Consider the following 17,108-nt stretch of genomic DNA (forward strand, 5'->3'; position numbering starts at 1 on the left):
CAACGCCGCCTTCGCCGAGCGCGTCCAAACCCTGACCGGCCGGGTGCGCGCCGCGGGTCAGGAGCGCATGCCCGGCGACCGCCGGTACGCCCGCCGCGTCAGGGCCACCGAGGAGGGCATCCCCCTGGCCAACGCCAAGCTGGCCGAACTGCGCGCGCTCGCCTGATGGCTGTTCCGCCCTGACCGTACCGGAGATCCACCGCCATCCGAGCCCGTCGCGTGCGCCGCTCCCATTGGAAACGCCGTAAACTCGAACCGATAAGGATCGGCTGCAGTATCAGGACGTCGGCAGTTCGTCCGGCGGACAGCCGGTCAACGGCGCCCTTTCGATTTCATCGATGAGCGCATCCGGGAGACAGTAATCGCGCAAGCGCTCGATGGATCCGATGGTGACGGCGCGACCGTCGACGCGAACCTGCTGCTCGCTGAGCGAGGCAAGGGCGCGCGACAGGTTCTCGGGCGTCATTCCCAGCCGGCTGGCCAAGAGGCTCTTGGGCATCGGCAACTCCACGGTCGTGCCGTCGACCATCGGTGCCGCCAAGGTCAGCAGGTACGCGGCCAAGCGCTGTTTCGAGGTGCGAAGCTTGAGGTCCTTGACCTGACGAACCATGCGTCGGCACTGGACGGACAGCGACTCCAGCATCGTCACGGCCAACAGCGGTTCCTTCGTGATCTGTTCGCGCAGGTTGCGGGCCGGAATCAGAAGGAGGCAGGACGGCTCCAGCAGCTTCGCGGACATCAGGTACGGGGTGTCCGTCAGGACCGCCGCGAGGACAAAGATATCCATCGGCGTGAGCACTTCGATCACCGCCTCCCGCTTCGGTTCCGTGCTGCCGGAAAGCAGCACCGAGCCCTTGGTCAGCACGTACAGGAATTCGGGCCGCTCGCCTTGCTCGAACAGCACCGTGTCACGGGAGTAACGCTGTATCAGGCCACCCCTGGTCAGGGCGTCCAGCTGTTGGTCCGTGTAGGACGTGAAGTATGGCAGTGATCGGACAATCGCCAGATCCTGATGACGCATTGCTTTGACCTTTTGGGCTCTGGCCTTTTGTAAGACGGCGGCTCACGCGAGCGTTTCGATCCGCTCCGCCAGCTCGGTCAAATGGCCGATGACCAACTCCTGGAGGTGCTGGGCGCGGATGAGCACCTCCTCGTCCGTCGTGTGTTCGGCGACGTCGCCGAACGCTTCCGCCAGACGCTCCGACACGCGGAACGCCGCCCGCAAGCAGTCGGACGCGGTCGGATGCTGCGCCGGACCACCGGGCCGAGGCTCGGCGAAACGGCGCTCGTCCTCGGCGATGCGGGCCACCAGGGCCGCGCTGGAAGCGTCGCCGAGCGCGTGCAAAGCCGCCGCCAACGCCGCGTGCTCCGCCGCCCCAGCCGAGAAGAGGGTCGTCACGAGCCGCTCCAACTCCGCCGGCGTTTCGGCACGCGCCGGTCCCTCCTTGGCGTCGCGGCGTTCGCGGTGGTACGCCGCACGCCGGTCGTGCCGCAGCAGAGCGGCGTGGCGGAGTTCCTCGTGCGCCAGTTCCTCGGCGCGGAGGCGGATGGCGTCGTCCGTGCTCGCGGCGGCGATGTAGCTGTAGAACGCGAAGGCCCGCTGCTCGTTGAGCACGGCCAGGGACAGGGCCTGGTGCGGCGTCAGACGCGTCCGCTCGCTCAGCGCCCGCCATGATGCGGCAATCTCCGGCGGCAGGAGCGCCTCGGCCTCGGGCCCGTCCGAGGCCCGCAGCCCCAGTGTCCGCGCCCAGCCGTCCACGGCTTCGACGTGGCCCTCCTCCTCCGCCACGAGCCGGCGGAAGGTGGCCGCCGTATCGTATTCGCCCCGCCGTTCCATGAGGCCGGCCAGCAGCGTGTAGCGGCGAACCGCATCCCGCTCCATGGCCGTCGCGATCCCCAGAAGATCTTCCAGGGTCCTCACCGTGCCGGTGGGCTCGTGGTGCAACAGCGGCATGGCGTTCGGGCCTCAGCGTCAGTCTTCAGTAAAACGCGGACATAATATCGATACGTTGCCGTAACGTTCAATCATATCGCGCGCAGCAAGACGTCCTCTTGACCCAGGTCAAGTCGTCAACCGGTAAAAAGCGCTTAATTGCCGGCGCCAACATGAGGCGTCTACGACAAGAACCATGTTGACGTCCAGTTTGATAATTATCAAGCAAAATCGGACGAGGACAATGCTGTTTTTTGATTGGCGGTTGATGCGTGTTATTTTGGCCGGGCTTCTGATGCTTGCCGGAATGGTGCACGCGGATGCGGCGGAGCCGAAGCTGGCGCAGTACCTGGGCAAGGTGCGGCCGGCGGATCTGTTCGCCGGAGCCGACCGCTTCGGGCCGGCCCAGGCAACGCCCGCCGTCGTGCCGGTCTACAAGGGCGACACGCTGCTGGGGCATGCGTTCCTCACCTCCGACTTCGTCAACACCACCGGCTACTCGGGCCGACCGATCCACGTGCTGGTGGGCCTGACGCCGGACGGCACGGTGACGGGCGCCAAGCTGGTCGAGCACCACGAACCCATCGTGCTGGTCGGAATCCCGCTGGCGCGCATCAGCGCCTTCATCGACGGTTACGTCGGCAAGAACGTCCTGGAGCTGACCTCCCAGAGCGCGGACCGCCCGCCGGTGGACATCGTGTCGGGCGCGACGGTGACCGTAATGGTCATCGGCGATTCCATCATCCGCTCCGGCCGGAAGGTGATGCAGGCGTTGGGCGCGCCCGCGGCGGCCCAGGCGCCGTCCGCCGCGGCACACCGCAGCCTCGATCTGTCCAAGACCGGCGTCAGCGACTGGGAGACGCTGCTGGGCGACGGTTCGGTGCGCCGGCTGCACCTGACGGTGGGCCAAGTCAACGACGCCTTCGAGCGCACCGGCAGGACGGAGGCCAAGGAGCGCCCGGAGCCCGGGGCGCCCGACGACACCTTCATCGATCTCTACGCCGCCCTCGCCAGCATTCCGGCCGTCGGGCGCTCGCTGCTGGGCGACGTCGAATACGAGGCATTGGCGGGCCGCCTTAAGCCCGGCCAGCACGCCATCCTGCTGGCCGGAGCGGGCCGCTACTCCTTCAAGGGGTCGGGCTATGTGCGGGGCGGCATCTTCGACCGCTTCGAACTGATCCAGGGGGAGGTCTCGACCCGCTTCCGCGACCGCACCCACAAGCGTTTGGCGGCGTTCGCCGCGGCCGGCGCCCCCGACTTCGCCGAGGTCGGCCTGTTCGTCCTGCCCGAAGGCACGGAGTTCGACCCGGCCGCGCCGTGGCGGATCCAGCTCCTTGTGCAACGGGCGGTCGCCGCGCTGGACAAGGCGTTCGTCACCTTCGAGCTCGGCTACCAGCCGCCGGAGAAGTACCTGAAGACCGAGGCGCCGGCCGCCAACCCGGCGGTCCGCCCGGAACCGGCAACGGTGGCGACGGCGGCGGTGGACGAAGCGGCGCCGGACCCGGCCGAAACGCCGCTGTGGCAGCGCATCTGGGAAAACCGGTTGCCCGACATCGCCGTCGTCATGGCCGCCATCGCCCTGCTGACCGGCATCTTCTTCTTCCAGGACCAGCTGGTCGAGCGGGAGAAGCTCTACACCCGCGTGCGCTTTGGCTTCCTGCTGTTCACGCTGGTCTGGCTCGGCTGGGCCATGAACGCCCAGCTCTCGGTGGTCAACGTCCTGACCTTCGCCAACTCGCTGCGCACCGGCTTCAGCTGGGACTACTTCCTGATGGACCCGCTGGTGTTCATCCTGTGGTTCTCGGTCGCCGCGTCGCTGCTGTTCTGGGGGCGCGGCGCCTTCTGCGGCTGGCTGTGCCCGTTCGGCGCGCTGCAGGAGTTGGCCAGCAAGGGCGCCAAGGCGCTCGGCGTCCGCCAGATCATCGTGCCCTTCGGCCTGCACCAGCGCCTGTGGCCGATCAAGTACATGATTTTCCTCGTGCTGTTCGGGCTGTCCCTGTACTCGCTGGCGGTGGCCGAGCGGGCGTCCGAGGTGGAGCCGTTCAAGACCGCGATCATCCTGCATTTCCTGCGGGAGTGGTGGTTCGTCCTGTTCGCCATGGCGCTTCTCGCCGCCGGACTGTTCATCGAGCGCTTCTTCTGCCGCTACCTCTGCCCGCTCGGGGCCGCGCTCGCCATTCCCGGGCGGCTGCGCATGTTCGACTGGCTGAAGCGCTACAAGGAGTGCGGCAGCCCCTGCCGGCGCTGCGCCAACGAGTGCCCGATCCAGGCCATCCATCCCGACGGGCACATCAATCCCAACGAGTGCATCCAGTGCCTCCACTGCCAGGTGCTCTACCACCACGACCGGAAGTGCCCGGTGATGGTCCAGAAGCGCCTGAAGCGGGAGCGCCGGGACGCCCACCCGTCCACCGGCCCAACGGCCGAGGTCAAGCCTCGCACCGCCACGCCGGAAACCGATCCAGCCACCGTGGCCTGACCCGCCCGGCCGGAAGGAGCATGACCCGCCCGGGTCCATGAAATCCCCGCAACGGGGGACATCGAAGGAGCAGAGCATGTCGAATGAGAAGGTCAAGCCGGCGAGCGTGAACCGCCGCGAGCTTCTGGGTGGAACGGCCAAGGCCGCGGCGCTCGCCGGCGTTGCCGGCGCGGTGGGCGGCGGCGCGGCGGGCGGCATCGCCGGCGACGCGCTGTTCGGCGCATCGACGGCGCGGGCGGCGACGCCGGCGCCGGGCAAGCAGAAGTACGAGGTGAAGCCGGGCGACCTCGACGAGTACTACGTCTTCCATTCCGGCGGGCAGTCGGGCGAGGTGCGCATCCTCGGCCTTCCCAGCATGCGTGAACTGCACCGCATTCCGGTGTTCAACCGGTGCAGCGCGAGTGGCTGGGGCCAGACCAACGAGAGCCGCAAGATCCTCACCGAGAACCTGTCCGCCGAAACCCGGAAGTTCCTCGAGAACAAGGGCGGCAACTGGCTGAACGGCGACCTGCACCACCCGCACATGTCGTTCACCGACGGCACCTACGACGGCCGCTACCTGTTCGTGAACGACAAGGCCAACACCCGCGTCGCCCGCATCCGCTGCGACATCATGAAGACCGACAAGGTGATCGAGATCCCGAACGTCTCGGCCATCCACGGCCTGCGGCTCCAGAAGTACCCACGCACCGGCTACGTCTTCGCCAACGCCGAGCAGATCGTGCCGATGCCGAACGACGGCAAGAACACCGATCCGAAGAACTACCGCACGCACTTCACCGCCATCGACGGCGACACCATGAAGGTGGCCTGGCAGGTGTGGGTGGACGGCAACCTCGACAACACCGAGGCCGACTACCAGGGCAAGTACGCCTTCTCGACCTGCTACAACTCGGAAGGCGGCGTCACCGCCGCCGAGATGACGGGCAACGAACAGGACTGGATCGTCGTCTTCAACCTCAAGCGGATCGAGGAGGCCGTGAAGGCCGGCAAGGCCACGATGATGAACGGCGTGCCGGTGGTGGACGGCCGCCACGGCTCGGCCTTCACCCGCTACATCCCGATCCCCAACAGCCCGCACGGCATCAACGCCGCGCCCGACGGCATCCATGTCACCGCCAACGGCAAGCTGTCGCCCACGGTGTCGGTCATGGACGTCCGCCGGCTCGACGACCTGTTCAACGACAAGATCAAGCCGCGCGACGTGATCGTGGCCGAGCCGACGGTGGGCCTCGGCCCGCTGCACACCGCCTACGACGGGCGCGGCAACGCCTACACCACGCTGTTCCTCGACAGCCAGGTGGTGAAGTGGAACATCGACAAGGCGGTCCGCGCCTACAAGGGCGAGAAGGTCGACCCGATCGTCCAGAAGCTCGACGTCCACTACCAGCCCGGCCACCTGCACTCCTCCATGGGCCAGACCAAGGAGGCCGACGGCAAGTGGCTGATGGTGCTGAACAAGTTCTCCAAGGACCGCTTCCTCAACGTCGGTCCGTCGAAGCCGGAGAACGACCAGCTCATCGACATCTCCGGCGACGAGATGAAGCTGGTGCACGACGGCCCGACCTACGCCGAGCCGCACGACACCCTGATCGTTCATAACTCCAAGGTGAACCCGCGCAGCGTGTTCGACCGCAACGACCCGATGTGGGAGGACGCGCGGCAGCAGGCGAAGAAGGACGGCGTGGTGCTGGAGGACGACGCCAAGGTCATCCGCGACGGCAACAAGGTCCGCGTCTACATGTGGCAGCGCGCCCCCGCCTACGGCCTGGAGGAATTCACGGTCAAGCAGGGCGACGAGGTGACCATCTACGTCACCAACATGGACGATGTGGACGACCTGACGCACGGCTTCACGCTGACCAACCACGGCATCGCCATGGAGATCGGTCCGCAGCAGACCTCGTCGGTCACCTTCGTCGCCGAGCGTCCGGGCGTGCACTGGTACTACTGCCAGTGGTTCTGCCACGCCCTGCATATGGAGATGGGCGGCCGCATGATCGTCGAGCCGCGCAACACGTAAGCCGCGCCCGCCCCTCCCCCCGCCGTTCCGCGGTGCGGGGGAGGGGCGGCACTCCGCAAGGCAGCAGGTCCAGTCCATGTTCCACCGCTTCGCGCTGATCCTGGCCACGGCCATCCTGGCCCTGGCGACCCTGGCCGCCGGACCGGTCCGCTCGGCCACGGTGACCGTGGCGCCGGGAGATCTCGCGGCGGCGCTCGCAGGCGCCGCGCCCGGCGACACCCTCGTCCTCGCCCCGGGAACGCATTCCGGCCCGGTGACGGTCCGCGTTCCCGTCACCCTGCAGGGCCAGCCGGGCGCCGTGGTCGACGGGCGCGGGACCGGCAACGTTCTGACCATCACCGCCAGCGACGTGACCGTGCGGGGCGTGGAGGTGCGCAACTCCGGGCTGAGCCTCCACGAGCAGAACTCCGGCATCTTCGTGGGCAAGGAGGCGCACCGCGCCGTCATCGAGGACAACCGGCTGCGCGACAACCTGATCGGCATCTACGTATGGGGCGGCAACAACGTGCTGGTCCACCGCAACGACGTGGTCGGCCGCAGCGACCTGCGGGTGCCGGAGCGCGGCAACGGCATCCAGCTGTGGAACGCGCCGGGGACCAAGGTGCTCGGCAACACGATCCGGCAGGGGCGCGACGGCATCTTCACCACGACCTCGAAGAACAACGTCTTCTCCGGCAACCGGTTCGAGCAGGTGCGCTTCGCCGTCCACTACATGTACACGAACGACTCCGAGGTGTCGGACAACGTCTCCGTCGGCAACGACGTTGGTTACGCCATCATGTTCTCGAACAATCTGGTCATCCGGAACAACCGCTCGCAGGGCGACCGGGATCACGGGCTGCTGCTCAACTACGCCAACAGCTCCACGATCGAGGGCAACACCATCGCCGGGCGCTTCGATGACGCCCAGCGCGGGGCCCAGCGCGCCGACGGCGAGGCGGTGGCCGACAAGGACATTCCCCGCGATACCGAGACGCCGACCGGCGGCCTGCGCTCCGGCACCTGGAAGTGCGTGTTCATCTACAACGCCAACAAGAACCGCCTGACCGGCAACCGGTTCGAGGGCTGCGAGATCGGCGTGCACTTCACCGCCGGCTCCGAGCGCAACGTCATCTCCGGCAACGCCTTCATCGGCAACCGCACGCAGGTGAAGTACGTCGGCACCCGCCGCCTCGACTGGTCGGACAAGGGGCGCGGCAACTACTGGTCGGACAACGCCGCCTTCGACCTGAACGGCGACGGCATCGCCGACGAAGCCTACCGGCCGAACGACGTCGTGGACCGGGTCATGTGGGCCTACCCGGCCGCCAAGCTGCTGCTCAACAGCCCCGGCGTCCAGGTGATCCGCTGGGCGCAGAAGCAGTTCCCGGCCCTGCATCCCGGCGGCGTCATCGACAGCGCACCACTCATGAACCCGCCGGCTGCCCCGGGCACGGCGCAACTGGCGGAAAGGAAGCCGCAATGACCACCCCCATGGCCGGCGATCCGACCATCCGCGTCGACGGCGTCTCCAAACGCTACGGCGACGCCTTCGCGGTGCGCGAGGTGGATCTCGACCTTGCCGCCGGCGAGTGCGTGGCGATGGTCGGCCACAACGGCGCCGGCAAGAGCTCGCTGATCAAGCTGATGCTGGGCCTGACCACGCCCACCGCCGGCCGCGTCCGCGTGCTCGGCGGCGACCCGGCCAGCGCCGCCGCCTCGCACATCCGCCGTCAGGTCGGCTTCCTGCCGGAGAACGTCGCTTTCCATCCCAGCATGACCGGCCGCGAGACGCTGGACTTCTACGCCCGCCTGAAGGGCGTGCCGCGCGCCGGCAACGACGCCCTGTTCGAGCGCGTGGGGCTGGAGCCGGCCGCCGTTCGGCGGCGGGTCGGCACCTATTCCAAGGGGATGCGGCAGCGCCTCGCCCTGGCGCAGGCGCTGCTGGGCGGGCCGAAGGTGCTGTTCCTCGACGAGCCGACCACCGGCCTCGACCCGGCGCTGCGCCAGAGCTTCTACGGGATCGTCGCGAGCCTGCGCGACGCCGGGACCACCGTCCTGCTGTGCAGCCACGCGCTGACCGAGCTGGAGGGGCAGGCCGACCGCGTGGTGGTGATGAACCGTGGGCGCAAGGTCGCCGACGGCACGCTCGCCACGCTGCGGACGCTGGCGCAGCTGCCCGTGCGCATCCGCCTGACGCTGCCGACCGCGGACATCGGCCCGCTGGCCGAGCGGGTCGGACAGGGAGCGGCGCTGACCCGCCTCGCCGGCGGTGTCGTGGAACTGGCCTGCGCCAACGACGAGAAGGTGGCCCTGCTGCGCCGCGTCTCCGGCGACGGGCTGCCGGTCACCGACATCGAGATCGTCCAGCCCAGCCTGGACGAGATGTACGCCCACTTCCTGCGCCGGGAGGCTGCGGAATGACCACGCTTCTGACCATCGCCGCCAAGGAGATCCGCGACGGCCTGCGCAACCGCTGGGTCGTCGCCACCACGCTGCTGATGGCGGCGCTGGCCTTGACGCTGAGCTTCCTAGGGGCTGCGCCGACCGGCACGGTCGGCGTCGGCCCGATGGAGGTCACCATCGTCAGCCTGTCCAGCCTGACCATCTTCCTGCTGCCGCTGATCGCGCTGCTGCTGTCCTTCGACGCCGTGGTCGGGGAGATCGACCGCGGCACCATGATGCTGCTGCTCTCCTATCCGGTGGCGCGCTGGCAGGTGCTGATCGGGAAATTCCTGGGGCACGCGGCGATCATCGCCTTCGCCACCGTGCTCGGCTACGGGGCCGCGGGCGTGGCGCTGTCGATGGGCAACGCCGAGATCGGGGCCGAGAGCTGGCACGCGTTCGCCGCCCTGATCGGATCGAGCGTCCTCCTGGGCACCGCCTTCACCGCGCTCGGCTATCTCGCCTCGACGCTGGTGCGGGACCGCGGCACGGCTGCCGGCATCGCGGTGGCCGTCTGGCTCGGCTTCGTGCTGCTGTACGACATGGGACTGCTGGGCCTGCTCGTCGCCGACGGTGGCCGGACGCTGAACGGCGAACTGCTGAACTGGCTGCTGCTCGCCAACCCGGCCGACGCCTACCGGCTGTTCAACCTGACCGGCTTCGCCGGCGTCAGCCAGTTTGCCGGCACGGCCGGCTTGGCCGCCCACGCCCGGTTCTCCCCCGCCACGCTGCTCGTGGTGCTCGCCGCCTGGGGCGTCGCACCGCTGGCTCTGGCCGCCGTTGTCTTTTCAAGAAGGCAGATCTGATGCGTCCCTCCCTGAAGGCCACGCTGCTGGCCGCCAGCCTCCTGCTGCCGCTCGCCGCGTGCAAGCAGGAACGCGCCGAGGCGGTTCCGCCGCCCGCCGCCATCACCGCCGACGCCGTCGGGCGCTATTGCGGCATGCAGTTGAACGACCACCCCGGACCCAAGGGGCAGGTGATCGTCGCGGACACGCCGCGCCCGATCTGGCTCTCCTCCGTGCGCGACACCTTCGCGTTCACCATGCTGCCGGAGGAGCCAAAGGAGATCCGCGCCATCTACGTCACCGACCTGACCGGCGCGGCCGACCCACGGAACCCCAATCTCGACGCCTGGGTCGAGGCGCGCCAGGCCTGGTACGTGCTGGACAGCGGTGCTCAGGGCGGCATGGGCGCGTCGGAGCCGCTCCCCTTCGCCAGCGAAGCCGCCGCCCGCGCCTTCGCCGCCACCGTCGGCGGCCGGGTGAAGCGCTTCGCCGAGGTCACCGACGAGGAGATCCTGACCCTGGACATTCCGCCTGCCGAGCCGCCGCCGCCCGCCGCCGGCGCTACCACGCACGCCACGCATGGAGTGACGCCATGACGGGCGCGGTGTCCCGCCGGCGCGTGCTCGCCATCGGCGCCGCCGTGGCCGGCCTGTCGGCGCTGCCGGCCCGGTCGTGGGCCACGGAAACGCCCGTTCGGACGTGGACCGGCGTGGCGCTGGGGGCGGACGCGTGCATCCAGCTCGCGCACCCCGACAAGGCCGAGGCGGAACGTCTGATCCGGCTGTGCCTCGACGAGGTGGCGCGGCTGGAGCGGGTGTTCAGCCTGTACCGCCGGGACTCGGCGCTGTCGCGCCTGAACCGGAACGGCGTCCTGGACGCGCCGCCGGCCGATCTGGTGCGGCTGCTGGCCGAGGCCGTCGCCTTCGGCCGCCGCACCGGCGGGGCGTTCGACGTGACGGTGCAGCCGCTCTGGCAGCTGTACGCCGGCCATTTCGCCCGTCGCGGGGCCGATCCGGCCGGACCGCCCGCCGCGGCGGTCTCGGCCGCCCGCGCCCTCGTCGATTACCGCGGCCTCCGTGTCGAGCCCGCGCGCATCGCGTTCGGCCGGCGCGGCATGGCGGTGACGCTGAACGGCATCGCCCAGGGCTACATCGCCGACCGCGTGGCGGAGCGACTGCGGGAGGAGGGCATGGACCGCGTCCTGGTCGACCTCGGCGAGATGCGGGCGCTGGGCGTGCACCCGTCGGGCAGGCCATGGACCGTCGGCCTGCGCGACCCGCTCGACGAGTCCCGCACCACCGCGACGCTGGAGGTCAGCGACGCGGCGGTCTCGACCTCCGGCGGCTACGGCACGCGGTTCGACGCGGCCGGGCGATTCACCCATCTGTTCGACCCGGCCAGCGGGCGCAGCGCCGACACGTGGCTGTCCGTCACCGTCCAGGCGGCAAACGCCACGACGGCGGATGCGCTGTCCACCGCGTTGTCCGTCGTCTCCGCCGACCAAGCGGAAAGCATCCTGAGCGGGGAGCGGAGTATCCTGGCCCGCATGACCCAGCGTGACGGCGGTGTCCTGACGCTCCGCGCGTAGCTCGCAGCGAAAACGCCGGCCGTGCCCGAAAGAGCACAGTTCGGTTCGGAACGTGCTCCATTCCGGGGCACGGTCACGCGTGCGCGGTGGTCCTGGACGCCCGCGCACGTCACACCCGCGCCGACGACAGCGGCGCCTTTGGAAGGAACCTATTGGGAATGAATCGGACTCTGCTGATCGGAGCCTCGCTGGCCCTGGGAATGACCCTGTCGGCAACCGGCGCCTTTGCCGCCGGTGACGCCGCCGCCGGCAAGGACGTGTTCAAGGAGTGCATGGCCTGCCACACCGTCGAGGCCGGCAAGAACAAGGTCGGTCCGTCGCTGAACGGCGTCGTCGGCCGCAAGGCCGGCTCGATCGACGGCTTCAAGTACTCCAAGCCGATGCAGGAGAAGAGCGCCTCCGGCTTCACCTGGACCCCGGAGAACGTGGCGGCCTTCATCAAGGCTCCAAAGGAGGTCGTGCCGGGAACCACCATGTCCTTCGCCGGGTTGGCGAATGCCGCCAAGTACAAGGCGGATCCGGACACCGCGGCCGCCAACCTGATCGCCTACCTGAGCGAACAGAAGTAGGCCGCCCCCCTGGACCGGCGTCCGATGCGGACGCCGGTCTGGAAGCGCAGGACAAAATGCCGGGCAAGCCTGAGCCACGACTGTGTCACGGCGGTTGAGGCAATTGCGTAACGTCTGGTTGAGTTTCTGGTAATCGCGTTCGATGCGCCAGCGCCCTTTGGCGGTGGCGGGCATGGCGGCGAAGTGGCCCTCGCGGGCTCCGCTCTCCCCTCGCGCCGAGCGACGGCGTGGAGGAACGAATCGATAACGCGGCGTCCGGACGGGGCCGCGTGGGCCCGAGCCGGCGTGATTTGACATGCCGGCGCCACTGGACACCGCCCTCCTTTTTCCGATCCTTCACGTGCGGATCACAGCATCAAGCAGGCCGGCGCAGACCGCATCATCGGGAACGTGGTCGAAGGTTGCCGCGATGCCCTTATGTTTCTCCTCTCCAGCGTCGCTGGAACCGGTCGGGAGGGGCGTGTTCGGGAACAATCTAAGCTGGCGCACACCTCCCCCATATGCCATTCAATCCATATTCCTGACCTGACGCGACCGCGGACAAACACCGGAGCAGCCGACCGTGATGCTGGACAACAATCCCAAGACCGAGACGTCGTCCGGACACCCGGCGGCCGCCCAGGATCACGGGGCGGCAGCACCGGTGGCACGCCGCCCGGTCAGCCGGCGCGGGCTGATCGTCCGCCTGATCGTCACCGCGCTGATCCTGGCGCTGCTCGGCGGTGCGCTCTATGGCTTCAACACTTTCCGGGCCAAGGCGATTTCCGACTTCTTCGCCAACAACAAGCCGCCGCCCACCCCGGTGGCGCTGGCGGAAGCGACGGTGCAGTCGATCCCCAAGTACCTGACGGCCATCGGCACACTGGCCGCATCCCGTCAGGTGACCGTTGCCCCGGAGGTCGCCGGCCGCGTCACCCAGATCACGTTCGAATCCGGCGCCCGCGTGAAGGCCGGCGACCCGCTGGTGCAGCTGAACGACGCCATCGAGCAAGCCGACCTGCTGGCGCAGCGCGCCCAGGCCCGTCTGGCCGAGCTGAACCTGGAACGCGCCCGCGACCTGCGCCGCAGCCAGGCGACACCGCAGAGCAGCGTCGACCAGTACCAGGCCCAACTCGACGAGATCACCGCGAACCAGAAGCGCAGCCAGGCGCTGATCGGCCAGAAGCTGATCAAGGCGCCCTTCGACGGCGAGCTGGGCATCCGGCAGATCAACGTCGGCGACTACGTCAATCCGGGCGCCACCATCGTGACGCTGACCGACCTGTCAACACTGTACGTCAACTTCACGTTGCCGGAGCAGACGCTGCCGCGGCTGTCGGTCGGGCAGAGGGTGCTGATCAACGCCGACGCCTTCCCCGGTCGCGACTTCGAGGCGACGATCGGCACCGTCGAGCCGCAGATCAGCGCCGACACCCGCGCCATCAAGGTGCAGGCGACGCTGGACAACCGCGAGCGCCTGCTGCGGCCGGGCATGTTCGCCAACGTGCGCGTCGTGCTGCCGCCGCAGCCCGACACCCTGACCGTGCCGGAGACCGCGGTGGACTACACCGTCTACGGCGACAGCGTGTTCGTCGCGAAGAACGAGAAGGCGGAGGACGGCACGGACCGGCTGGTGGTCCAGCGCGTGCCGGTCAAGGTCGGCGACCGCCTGCCGAACCGGGTCGAGATCCGCAGCGGGCTGACCCCCGGCGACCGCGTGGTGGTGTCGGGCCAGCTCAAGCTGGCCAACGGCGCGGCCGTGGTCCCGGCGGAGGGCAACCCGCTGATCCTGCCGCAAACCCTGCCGCGGAATTGAGGCCGGCGCCATGACCTTCACCGACATCTTCATCCGCCGGCCGATCCTGGCCGTGGTGGTCAGCCTGCTGATCCTGCTGGTCGGGCTGCGGGCTCTGCTGGAAATGCCGATCCGGCAATACCCGCAGCTGCAGAACACGGTCATCACCGTCACCACCTCGTACCCCGGCGCCTCGCCCGACCTGATGCAGGGCTTCATCGCCACGCCGATCGAGCAGGCCGTGGCGACGGCGGAGGGCATCGACTACCTGACCTCGTCCTCGACCCAGGGGCAGAGCGTCGTGACCGCCTACATCCGGCTGAACTTCGACCCCAACGTCGCGATGACCGACGTGATGGCGAAGGTGCAGCAGGTGAAGTACCAGCTCCCACGCGAGGCCAACGATCCGGTCATCCTGAAATCGACCGGCGAGACGACCTCGATCCTCTACATGGGCTTCTCCAGTCCGGAGCTGTCCGGGGCGGCGATCTCCGACTATCTGACCCGCGTCATCCAGCCGAACCTGTCGACCGTCGAGGGTGTCGCGCGGGCGCAGATCCTGGGCGGCCAGACCTTCGCCATGCGGCTGTGGCTGGACCCGGTGCGGATGGCCGCGCGCGGTATCTCGCCCAAGGATGTGTCGGCGGCCATCGCGGCGAACAACTACCAGTCGGCCCCCGGCCAGACCAAGGGCGTGTTCGTCGTCACCAACGTCACCGCCAACACCGGCCTGACCGATGTCGAGCAGTTCCGCGACATGGTGGTGAAGGCCAAGGATGGCGCGCTGGTCCGCATGCGCGACGTCGCCACCGTCGAACTGGGCGCACAGAGCTTCAACGCCAGCGTCTCGATGAACGGCCAACAGGCCATCTTCATCGGCGTGGACGCCACCCCCACCGGCAACCCGCTGAACATCGTCGCCGACATCCGCAAGATGGAGCCGGAGCTGCGGCGCAACCTGCCGCCCGGCATGCAGATGGAGATCGTCTACGACAGCACGCGCTTCATCCAGTCCTCCATCGACGAGGTGGTGAAGACGCTGCTGGAGGCGGTCGCCATCGTCATCGTGGTGATCTTCCTGTTCCTGGGATCGATCCGCTCGGTGCTGATCCCGGTGGTGACGATCCCGCTGTCCATCGTCGGCGCCTGCACCTTCATGCTGGCGATGGGGTTCTCGCTGAACCTGCTGACGCTGCTGGCGATGGTGCTGGCCATCGGCCTCGTCGTCGACGACGCCATCGTGGTGGTGGAGAACGTCCACCGGCACCTGGAGGAGGGGAAGTCGCCCGTCGCGGCGGCCATCATCGGCGCGCGCGAGATCGTCGGCCCGGTGATCTCCATGACCATCACCCTGGCCGCCGTCTACGCCCCCATCGGCTTCCTGGGCGGCCTGACCGGCGCCCTGTTCCGCGAGTTCGCCTTCACCCTCGCCGGGTCGGTGATCGTGTCCGGCATCGTGGCGCTGACCCTGTCGCCGATGATGTGCTCGGTCATCCTGACCGACACCGGCCACCAGGGGCGCTTCGCCGCCTTCCTCGACCGCAGCTTCGACCGCTTGGCCGGCTGGTACGTCCGCCGTCTCGACGGCATGCTGGACTACCGCGCCGCGACGCTGCTGTTCGCGGCCGGCATCCTGCTGAGCGTCGGCTACCTGTTCGCCAACACCATGGCGGAGCTGGCGCCGGAGGAGGACCAGGGCATCCTGTTCGGCATCTCCAAGGCGCCGCAGTACGCCAACCTCGACTACATCGACAGCTTTGGGAAGCAGATCGACGACACCTTCAAGTCGTTCCCGGAGACCGACACCCGCTTCGTGCTGACCGGCATGCCGACGCTGAACCAGGGCTTCGCCGGCATGATCCTGAAGCCGTGGGGCGAGCGTGCTCGCTCGGCCAAGGAGTTGCAGCCGCTGGCCCAGGCGGAGCTGAGCAAGGTCACCGGCATCAATGTCTTCCTGGTGTCGCCGCCGGCCCTCCCCGGATCGACCGGCGGCCTGCCGGTGCAGATGGTGATCTCCAGCACTACCGACTACCGCACGATCTTCGACGCCATCGAACGCATCAAGGACGCGGCGACGAAGAGCGGCATGTTCATCGTCACCGACAGCGACCTGCAGTACGACAGCCCGGTGGTCCGGCTGAAGATCGACCGCTCCAAGGCGGCCGACCTCGGCCTGTCCATGCAGGCCATCGGCGACACGCTGGCGGTGCTGGCCGGCGGCAACTACGTCAACCGCTTCAACCTGAACGGCCGCTCGTACGAGGTCATCCCCCAGGTGCCGCGGTCACAGCGCCTGACCCCGGAGGACTTGAGCACGTTCTACGTCGCCACCGGCACCGGCGCGCAGGTCCCGCTGTCCACCGTCGTGTCCATCGAGACGGCGACCGAACCGAACGCACTGAACAAGTACAACCAGCTCCCCTCGGCCACCTTCTCGGCGGTGCCGATGCCGGGCGTCACCATCGGGCAAGCGGTGTCCTTCCTGGAGGAGCAGGCGCGCACCCAGCTGCCGGCCGGCTTCAACCACGCCTACCTGTCGGAATCGCGGCAGTACGTGACGGAAGGCAACCAGCTGATGGTGACCTTCGTCTTCGCGCTGATCGTCATCTACCTGGTGCTGGCGGCGCAGTTCGAATCGCTGCGCGACCCGCTGGTGATCTTGGTCTCCGTGCCGATGTCCATCTGCGGCGCGCTGCTGCCGCTGTTCTTCGGCCTGTCGACCATGAACATCTACACCCAGGTCGGCCTCGTTACCCTGATTGGCCTGATCAGCAAGCACGGCATCCTGCTGGTCGAGTTCGCCCGCGAGATGCAGATCAACGAGGGGGTGGACCGCCGCACCGCCATTGAGCACGCGGCGCGCGTCCGTCTGCGCCCCATCCTGATGACCACGGCGGCGATGGTGGTGGGCCTCGTGCCGCTCCTGACGGCGGCGGGGGCCGGGGCGGCGAGCCGCTTCTCCATCGGTCTGGTCATCGTGGCCGGCATGCTGATCGGCACCCTGTTCACGCTGTTCGTGCTGCCGGCGGTCTACACGGTGCTCGCCAAGGACCATCGCGCCGCAACCCGGTCCGTCCGCGCCGCGGAACTCGCTGAATTGACCTGAAGGACTCCAGGTTCCGGTGGTTGCGAAAGCCGTCGTGGCAGACGTTGCGGCGGCTCGCGCGATAAATGGGCTGCGTCATTCACCGTCCTTTCCGTCGGGCAAACCAAGCTTATCCAACTGTCCGGGAAACGGGGACCACCTCAGTCCAAGCCCTTGGTTGATGCCTTGGAGGGCTGGATGCGGGCGGCCCGGGCCGGGATGTCGAAGCACGCCCCCGTGGCCAAGGCGATGGACTACCTGCTGACCCGTTGGGAGGGCTTCACCCGCTTCCTGCGCGACGGCCGGGTCTGCCTGACGAACAATGCCGCCGAACGGGCGCTAAGGGGCATTGCAATGGTGCGTTCATTGTGCCCCTCTTCTTCAAGTGTCTGGAAACATTGAAAGTTGATCCTTGGAACCGAGGCGGCACGGCTCGCCTTTGCGTCCA

12 protein-coding genes and 1 pseudogene are annotated in these 17,108 nt (G+C 68.4%); 11 read left to right on the plus strand and 2 right to left on the minus strand.

All coding sequences use genetic code 11. The features are described from left to right. Positions 1-277 precede the first annotated feature (277 nt). Both ACRWK7_RS27340 and ACRWK7_RS27345 read right to left on the minus strand, forming a co-directional pair. Positions 278-1,021 (minus strand): cyclic nucleotide-binding domain-containing protein, encoded by a 744-nt coding sequence (locus ACRWK7_RS27340; protein WP_431859713.1) that lies wholly within the window; start codon positions 1,019-1,021, stop codon positions 278-280. A 42-nt stretch (positions 1,022-1,063) separates the two neighbouring features. Then, positions 1,064-1,954: a ferritin family protein gene (locus ACRWK7_RS27345; protein WP_431859715.1), complete on the minus strand. Its 891-nt coding sequence runs from the start codon at positions 1,952-1,954 to the stop codon at positions 1,064-1,066. A 286-nt stretch (positions 1,955-2,240) separates the two neighbouring features. Between ACRWK7_RS27345 and ACRWK7_RS27350 the strand changes: the two genes are divergently transcribed. The 11 genes and pseudogenes from ACRWK7_RS27350 to ACRWK7_RS27400 form a co-directional block, all read left to right on the plus strand. Continuing rightward, complete coding sequence (locus ACRWK7_RS27350) at positions 2,241-4,412, plus strand: 4Fe-4S binding protein (RefSeq protein WP_431859717.1); 2,172 nt, start codon at positions 2,241-2,243, stop codon at positions 4,410-4,412. Positions 4,413-4,488: 76 nt separating this feature from the next. Next, positions 4,489-6,435, plus strand: a complete 1,947-nt coding sequence (nosZ, locus tag ACRWK7_RS27355) for a TAT-dependent nitrous-oxide reductase (RefSeq protein WP_431859718.1) — start codon at positions 4,489-4,491, stop codon at positions 6,433-6,435. 76 nt (positions 6,436-6,511) lie between these two features. Further along, positions 6,512-7,900 carry a nitrous oxide reductase family maturation protein NosD gene (locus tag ACRWK7_RS27360; RefSeq protein WP_431859720.1) on the plus strand — a complete coding sequence of 463 codons (1,389 nt, stop codon included), beginning with the start codon at positions 6,512-6,514 and terminating at the stop codon, positions 7,898-7,900. Further along, positions 7,897-8,838, plus strand: coding sequence for an ABC transporter ATP-binding protein (locus tag ACRWK7_RS27365; protein WP_431859722.1), 942 nt, complete (start codon positions 7,897-7,899; stop codon positions 8,836-8,838). Before ACRWK7_RS27360 ends, ACRWK7_RS27365 begins: the two co-directional genes overlap by 4 nt. Further along, positions 8,835-9,665 carry an ABC transporter permease subunit gene (locus ACRWK7_RS27370; protein ID WP_431859724.1) on the plus strand — a complete coding sequence of 277 codons (831 nt, stop codon included), beginning with the start codon at positions 8,835-8,837 and terminating at the stop codon, positions 9,663-9,665. Before ACRWK7_RS27365 ends, ACRWK7_RS27370 begins: the two co-directional genes overlap by 4 nt. Further along, a complete protein-coding gene (locus ACRWK7_RS27375) occupies positions 9,665-10,240 on the plus strand; it encodes a nitrous oxide reductase accessory protein NosL (protein ID WP_431859726.1) in 576 nt (191 codons plus the stop codon). The genes ACRWK7_RS27370 and ACRWK7_RS27375 overlap by 1 nt, the downstream gene beginning before the upstream one ends. Beyond that, positions 10,237-11,232 (plus strand): FAD:protein FMN transferase, encoded by a 996-nt coding sequence (locus ACRWK7_RS27380; protein WP_431859728.1) that lies wholly within the window; start codon positions 10,237-10,239, stop codon positions 11,230-11,232. Before ACRWK7_RS27375 ends, ACRWK7_RS27380 begins: the two co-directional genes overlap by 4 nt. A 158-nt stretch (positions 11,233-11,390) precedes the next feature. Further along, positions 11,391-11,801 (plus strand): c-type cytochrome, encoded by a 411-nt coding sequence (locus ACRWK7_RS27385; protein ID WP_431859729.1) that lies wholly within the window; start codon positions 11,391-11,393, stop codon positions 11,799-11,801. A gap of 565 nt (positions 11,802-12,366) precedes the next feature. Beyond that, positions 12,367-13,596 carry an efflux RND transporter periplasmic adaptor subunit gene (locus tag ACRWK7_RS27390; protein WP_431859732.1) on the plus strand — a complete coding sequence of 410 codons (1,230 nt, stop codon included), beginning with the start codon at positions 12,367-12,369 and terminating at the stop codon, positions 13,594-13,596. 10 nt (positions 13,597-13,606) lie between these two features. Continuing rightward, the gene (locus tag ACRWK7_RS27395) at positions 13,607-16,681 is read left to right on the plus strand and encodes a multidrug efflux RND transporter permease subunit (protein ID WP_431859730.1); all 3,075 of its coding nucleotides are present in this window, start codon (positions 13,607-13,609) and stop codon (positions 16,679-16,681) included. Between the two features lie 144 nt (positions 16,682-16,825). Then, positions 16,826-17,023: pseudogene (locus ACRWK7_RS27400) on the plus strand (IS66 family transposase); the annotation flags it as partial. Positions 17,024-17,108 lie beyond the last annotated feature (85 nt).

The sequence above is a fragment of the Azospirillum sp. genome, assembly GCF_050789165.1.

What these genes read in the sequence shown, in the direction of transcription:
- ACRWK7_RS27365 (WP_431859722.1), top strand. Translation starts at nt 7,897, where the DNA reads ATGACCACCCCCATGGCCGGCGATCCGACCATCCGCGTCGACGGCGTC.
- ACRWK7_RS27360 (WP_431859720.1), top strand. Translation starts at nt 6,512, where the DNA reads ATGTTCCACCGCTTCGCGCTGATCCTGGCCACGGCCATCCTGGCCCTG.
- ACRWK7_RS27370 (WP_431859724.1), top strand. Translation starts at nt 8,835, where the DNA reads ATGACCACGCTTCTGACCATCGCCGCCAAGGAGATCCGCGACGGCCTG.
- ACRWK7_RS27375 (WP_431859726.1), top strand. Translation starts at nt 9,665, where the DNA reads ATGCGTCCCTCCCTGAAGGCCACGCTGCTGGCCGCCAGCCTCCTGCTG.
- ACRWK7_RS27350 (WP_431859717.1), top strand. Translation starts at nt 2,241, where the DNA reads ATGGTGCACGCGGATGCGGCGGAGCCGAAGCTGGCGCAGTACCTGGGC.
- ACRWK7_RS27380 (WP_431859728.1), top strand. Translation starts at nt 10,237, where the DNA reads ATGACGGGCGCGGTGTCCCGCCGGCGCGTGCTCGCCATCGGCGCCGCC.
- ACRWK7_RS27385 (WP_431859729.1), top strand. Translation starts at nt 11,391, where the DNA reads ATGAATCGGACTCTGCTGATCGGAGCCTCGCTGGCCCTGGGAATGACC.
- nosZ (WP_431859718.1), top strand. Translation starts at nt 4,489, where the DNA reads ATGTCGAATGAGAAGGTCAAGCCGGCGAGCGTGAACCGCCGCGAGCTT.
- ACRWK7_RS27390 (WP_431859732.1), top strand. Translation starts at nt 12,367, where the DNA reads ATGCTGGACAACAATCCCAAGACCGAGACGTCGTCCGGACACCCGGCG.
- ACRWK7_RS27345 (WP_431859715.1), bottom strand. Translation starts at nt 1,954, where the DNA reads ATGCCGCTGTTGCACCACGAGCCCACCGGCACGGTGAGGACCCTGGAA.
- ACRWK7_RS27340 (WP_431859713.1), bottom strand. Translation starts at nt 1,021, where the DNA reads ATGCGTCATCAGGATCTGGCGATTGTCCGATCACTGCCATACTTCACG.
- ACRWK7_RS27395 (WP_431859730.1), top strand. Translation starts at nt 13,607, where the DNA reads ATGACCTTCACCGACATCTTCATCCGCCGGCCGATCCTGGCCGTGGTG.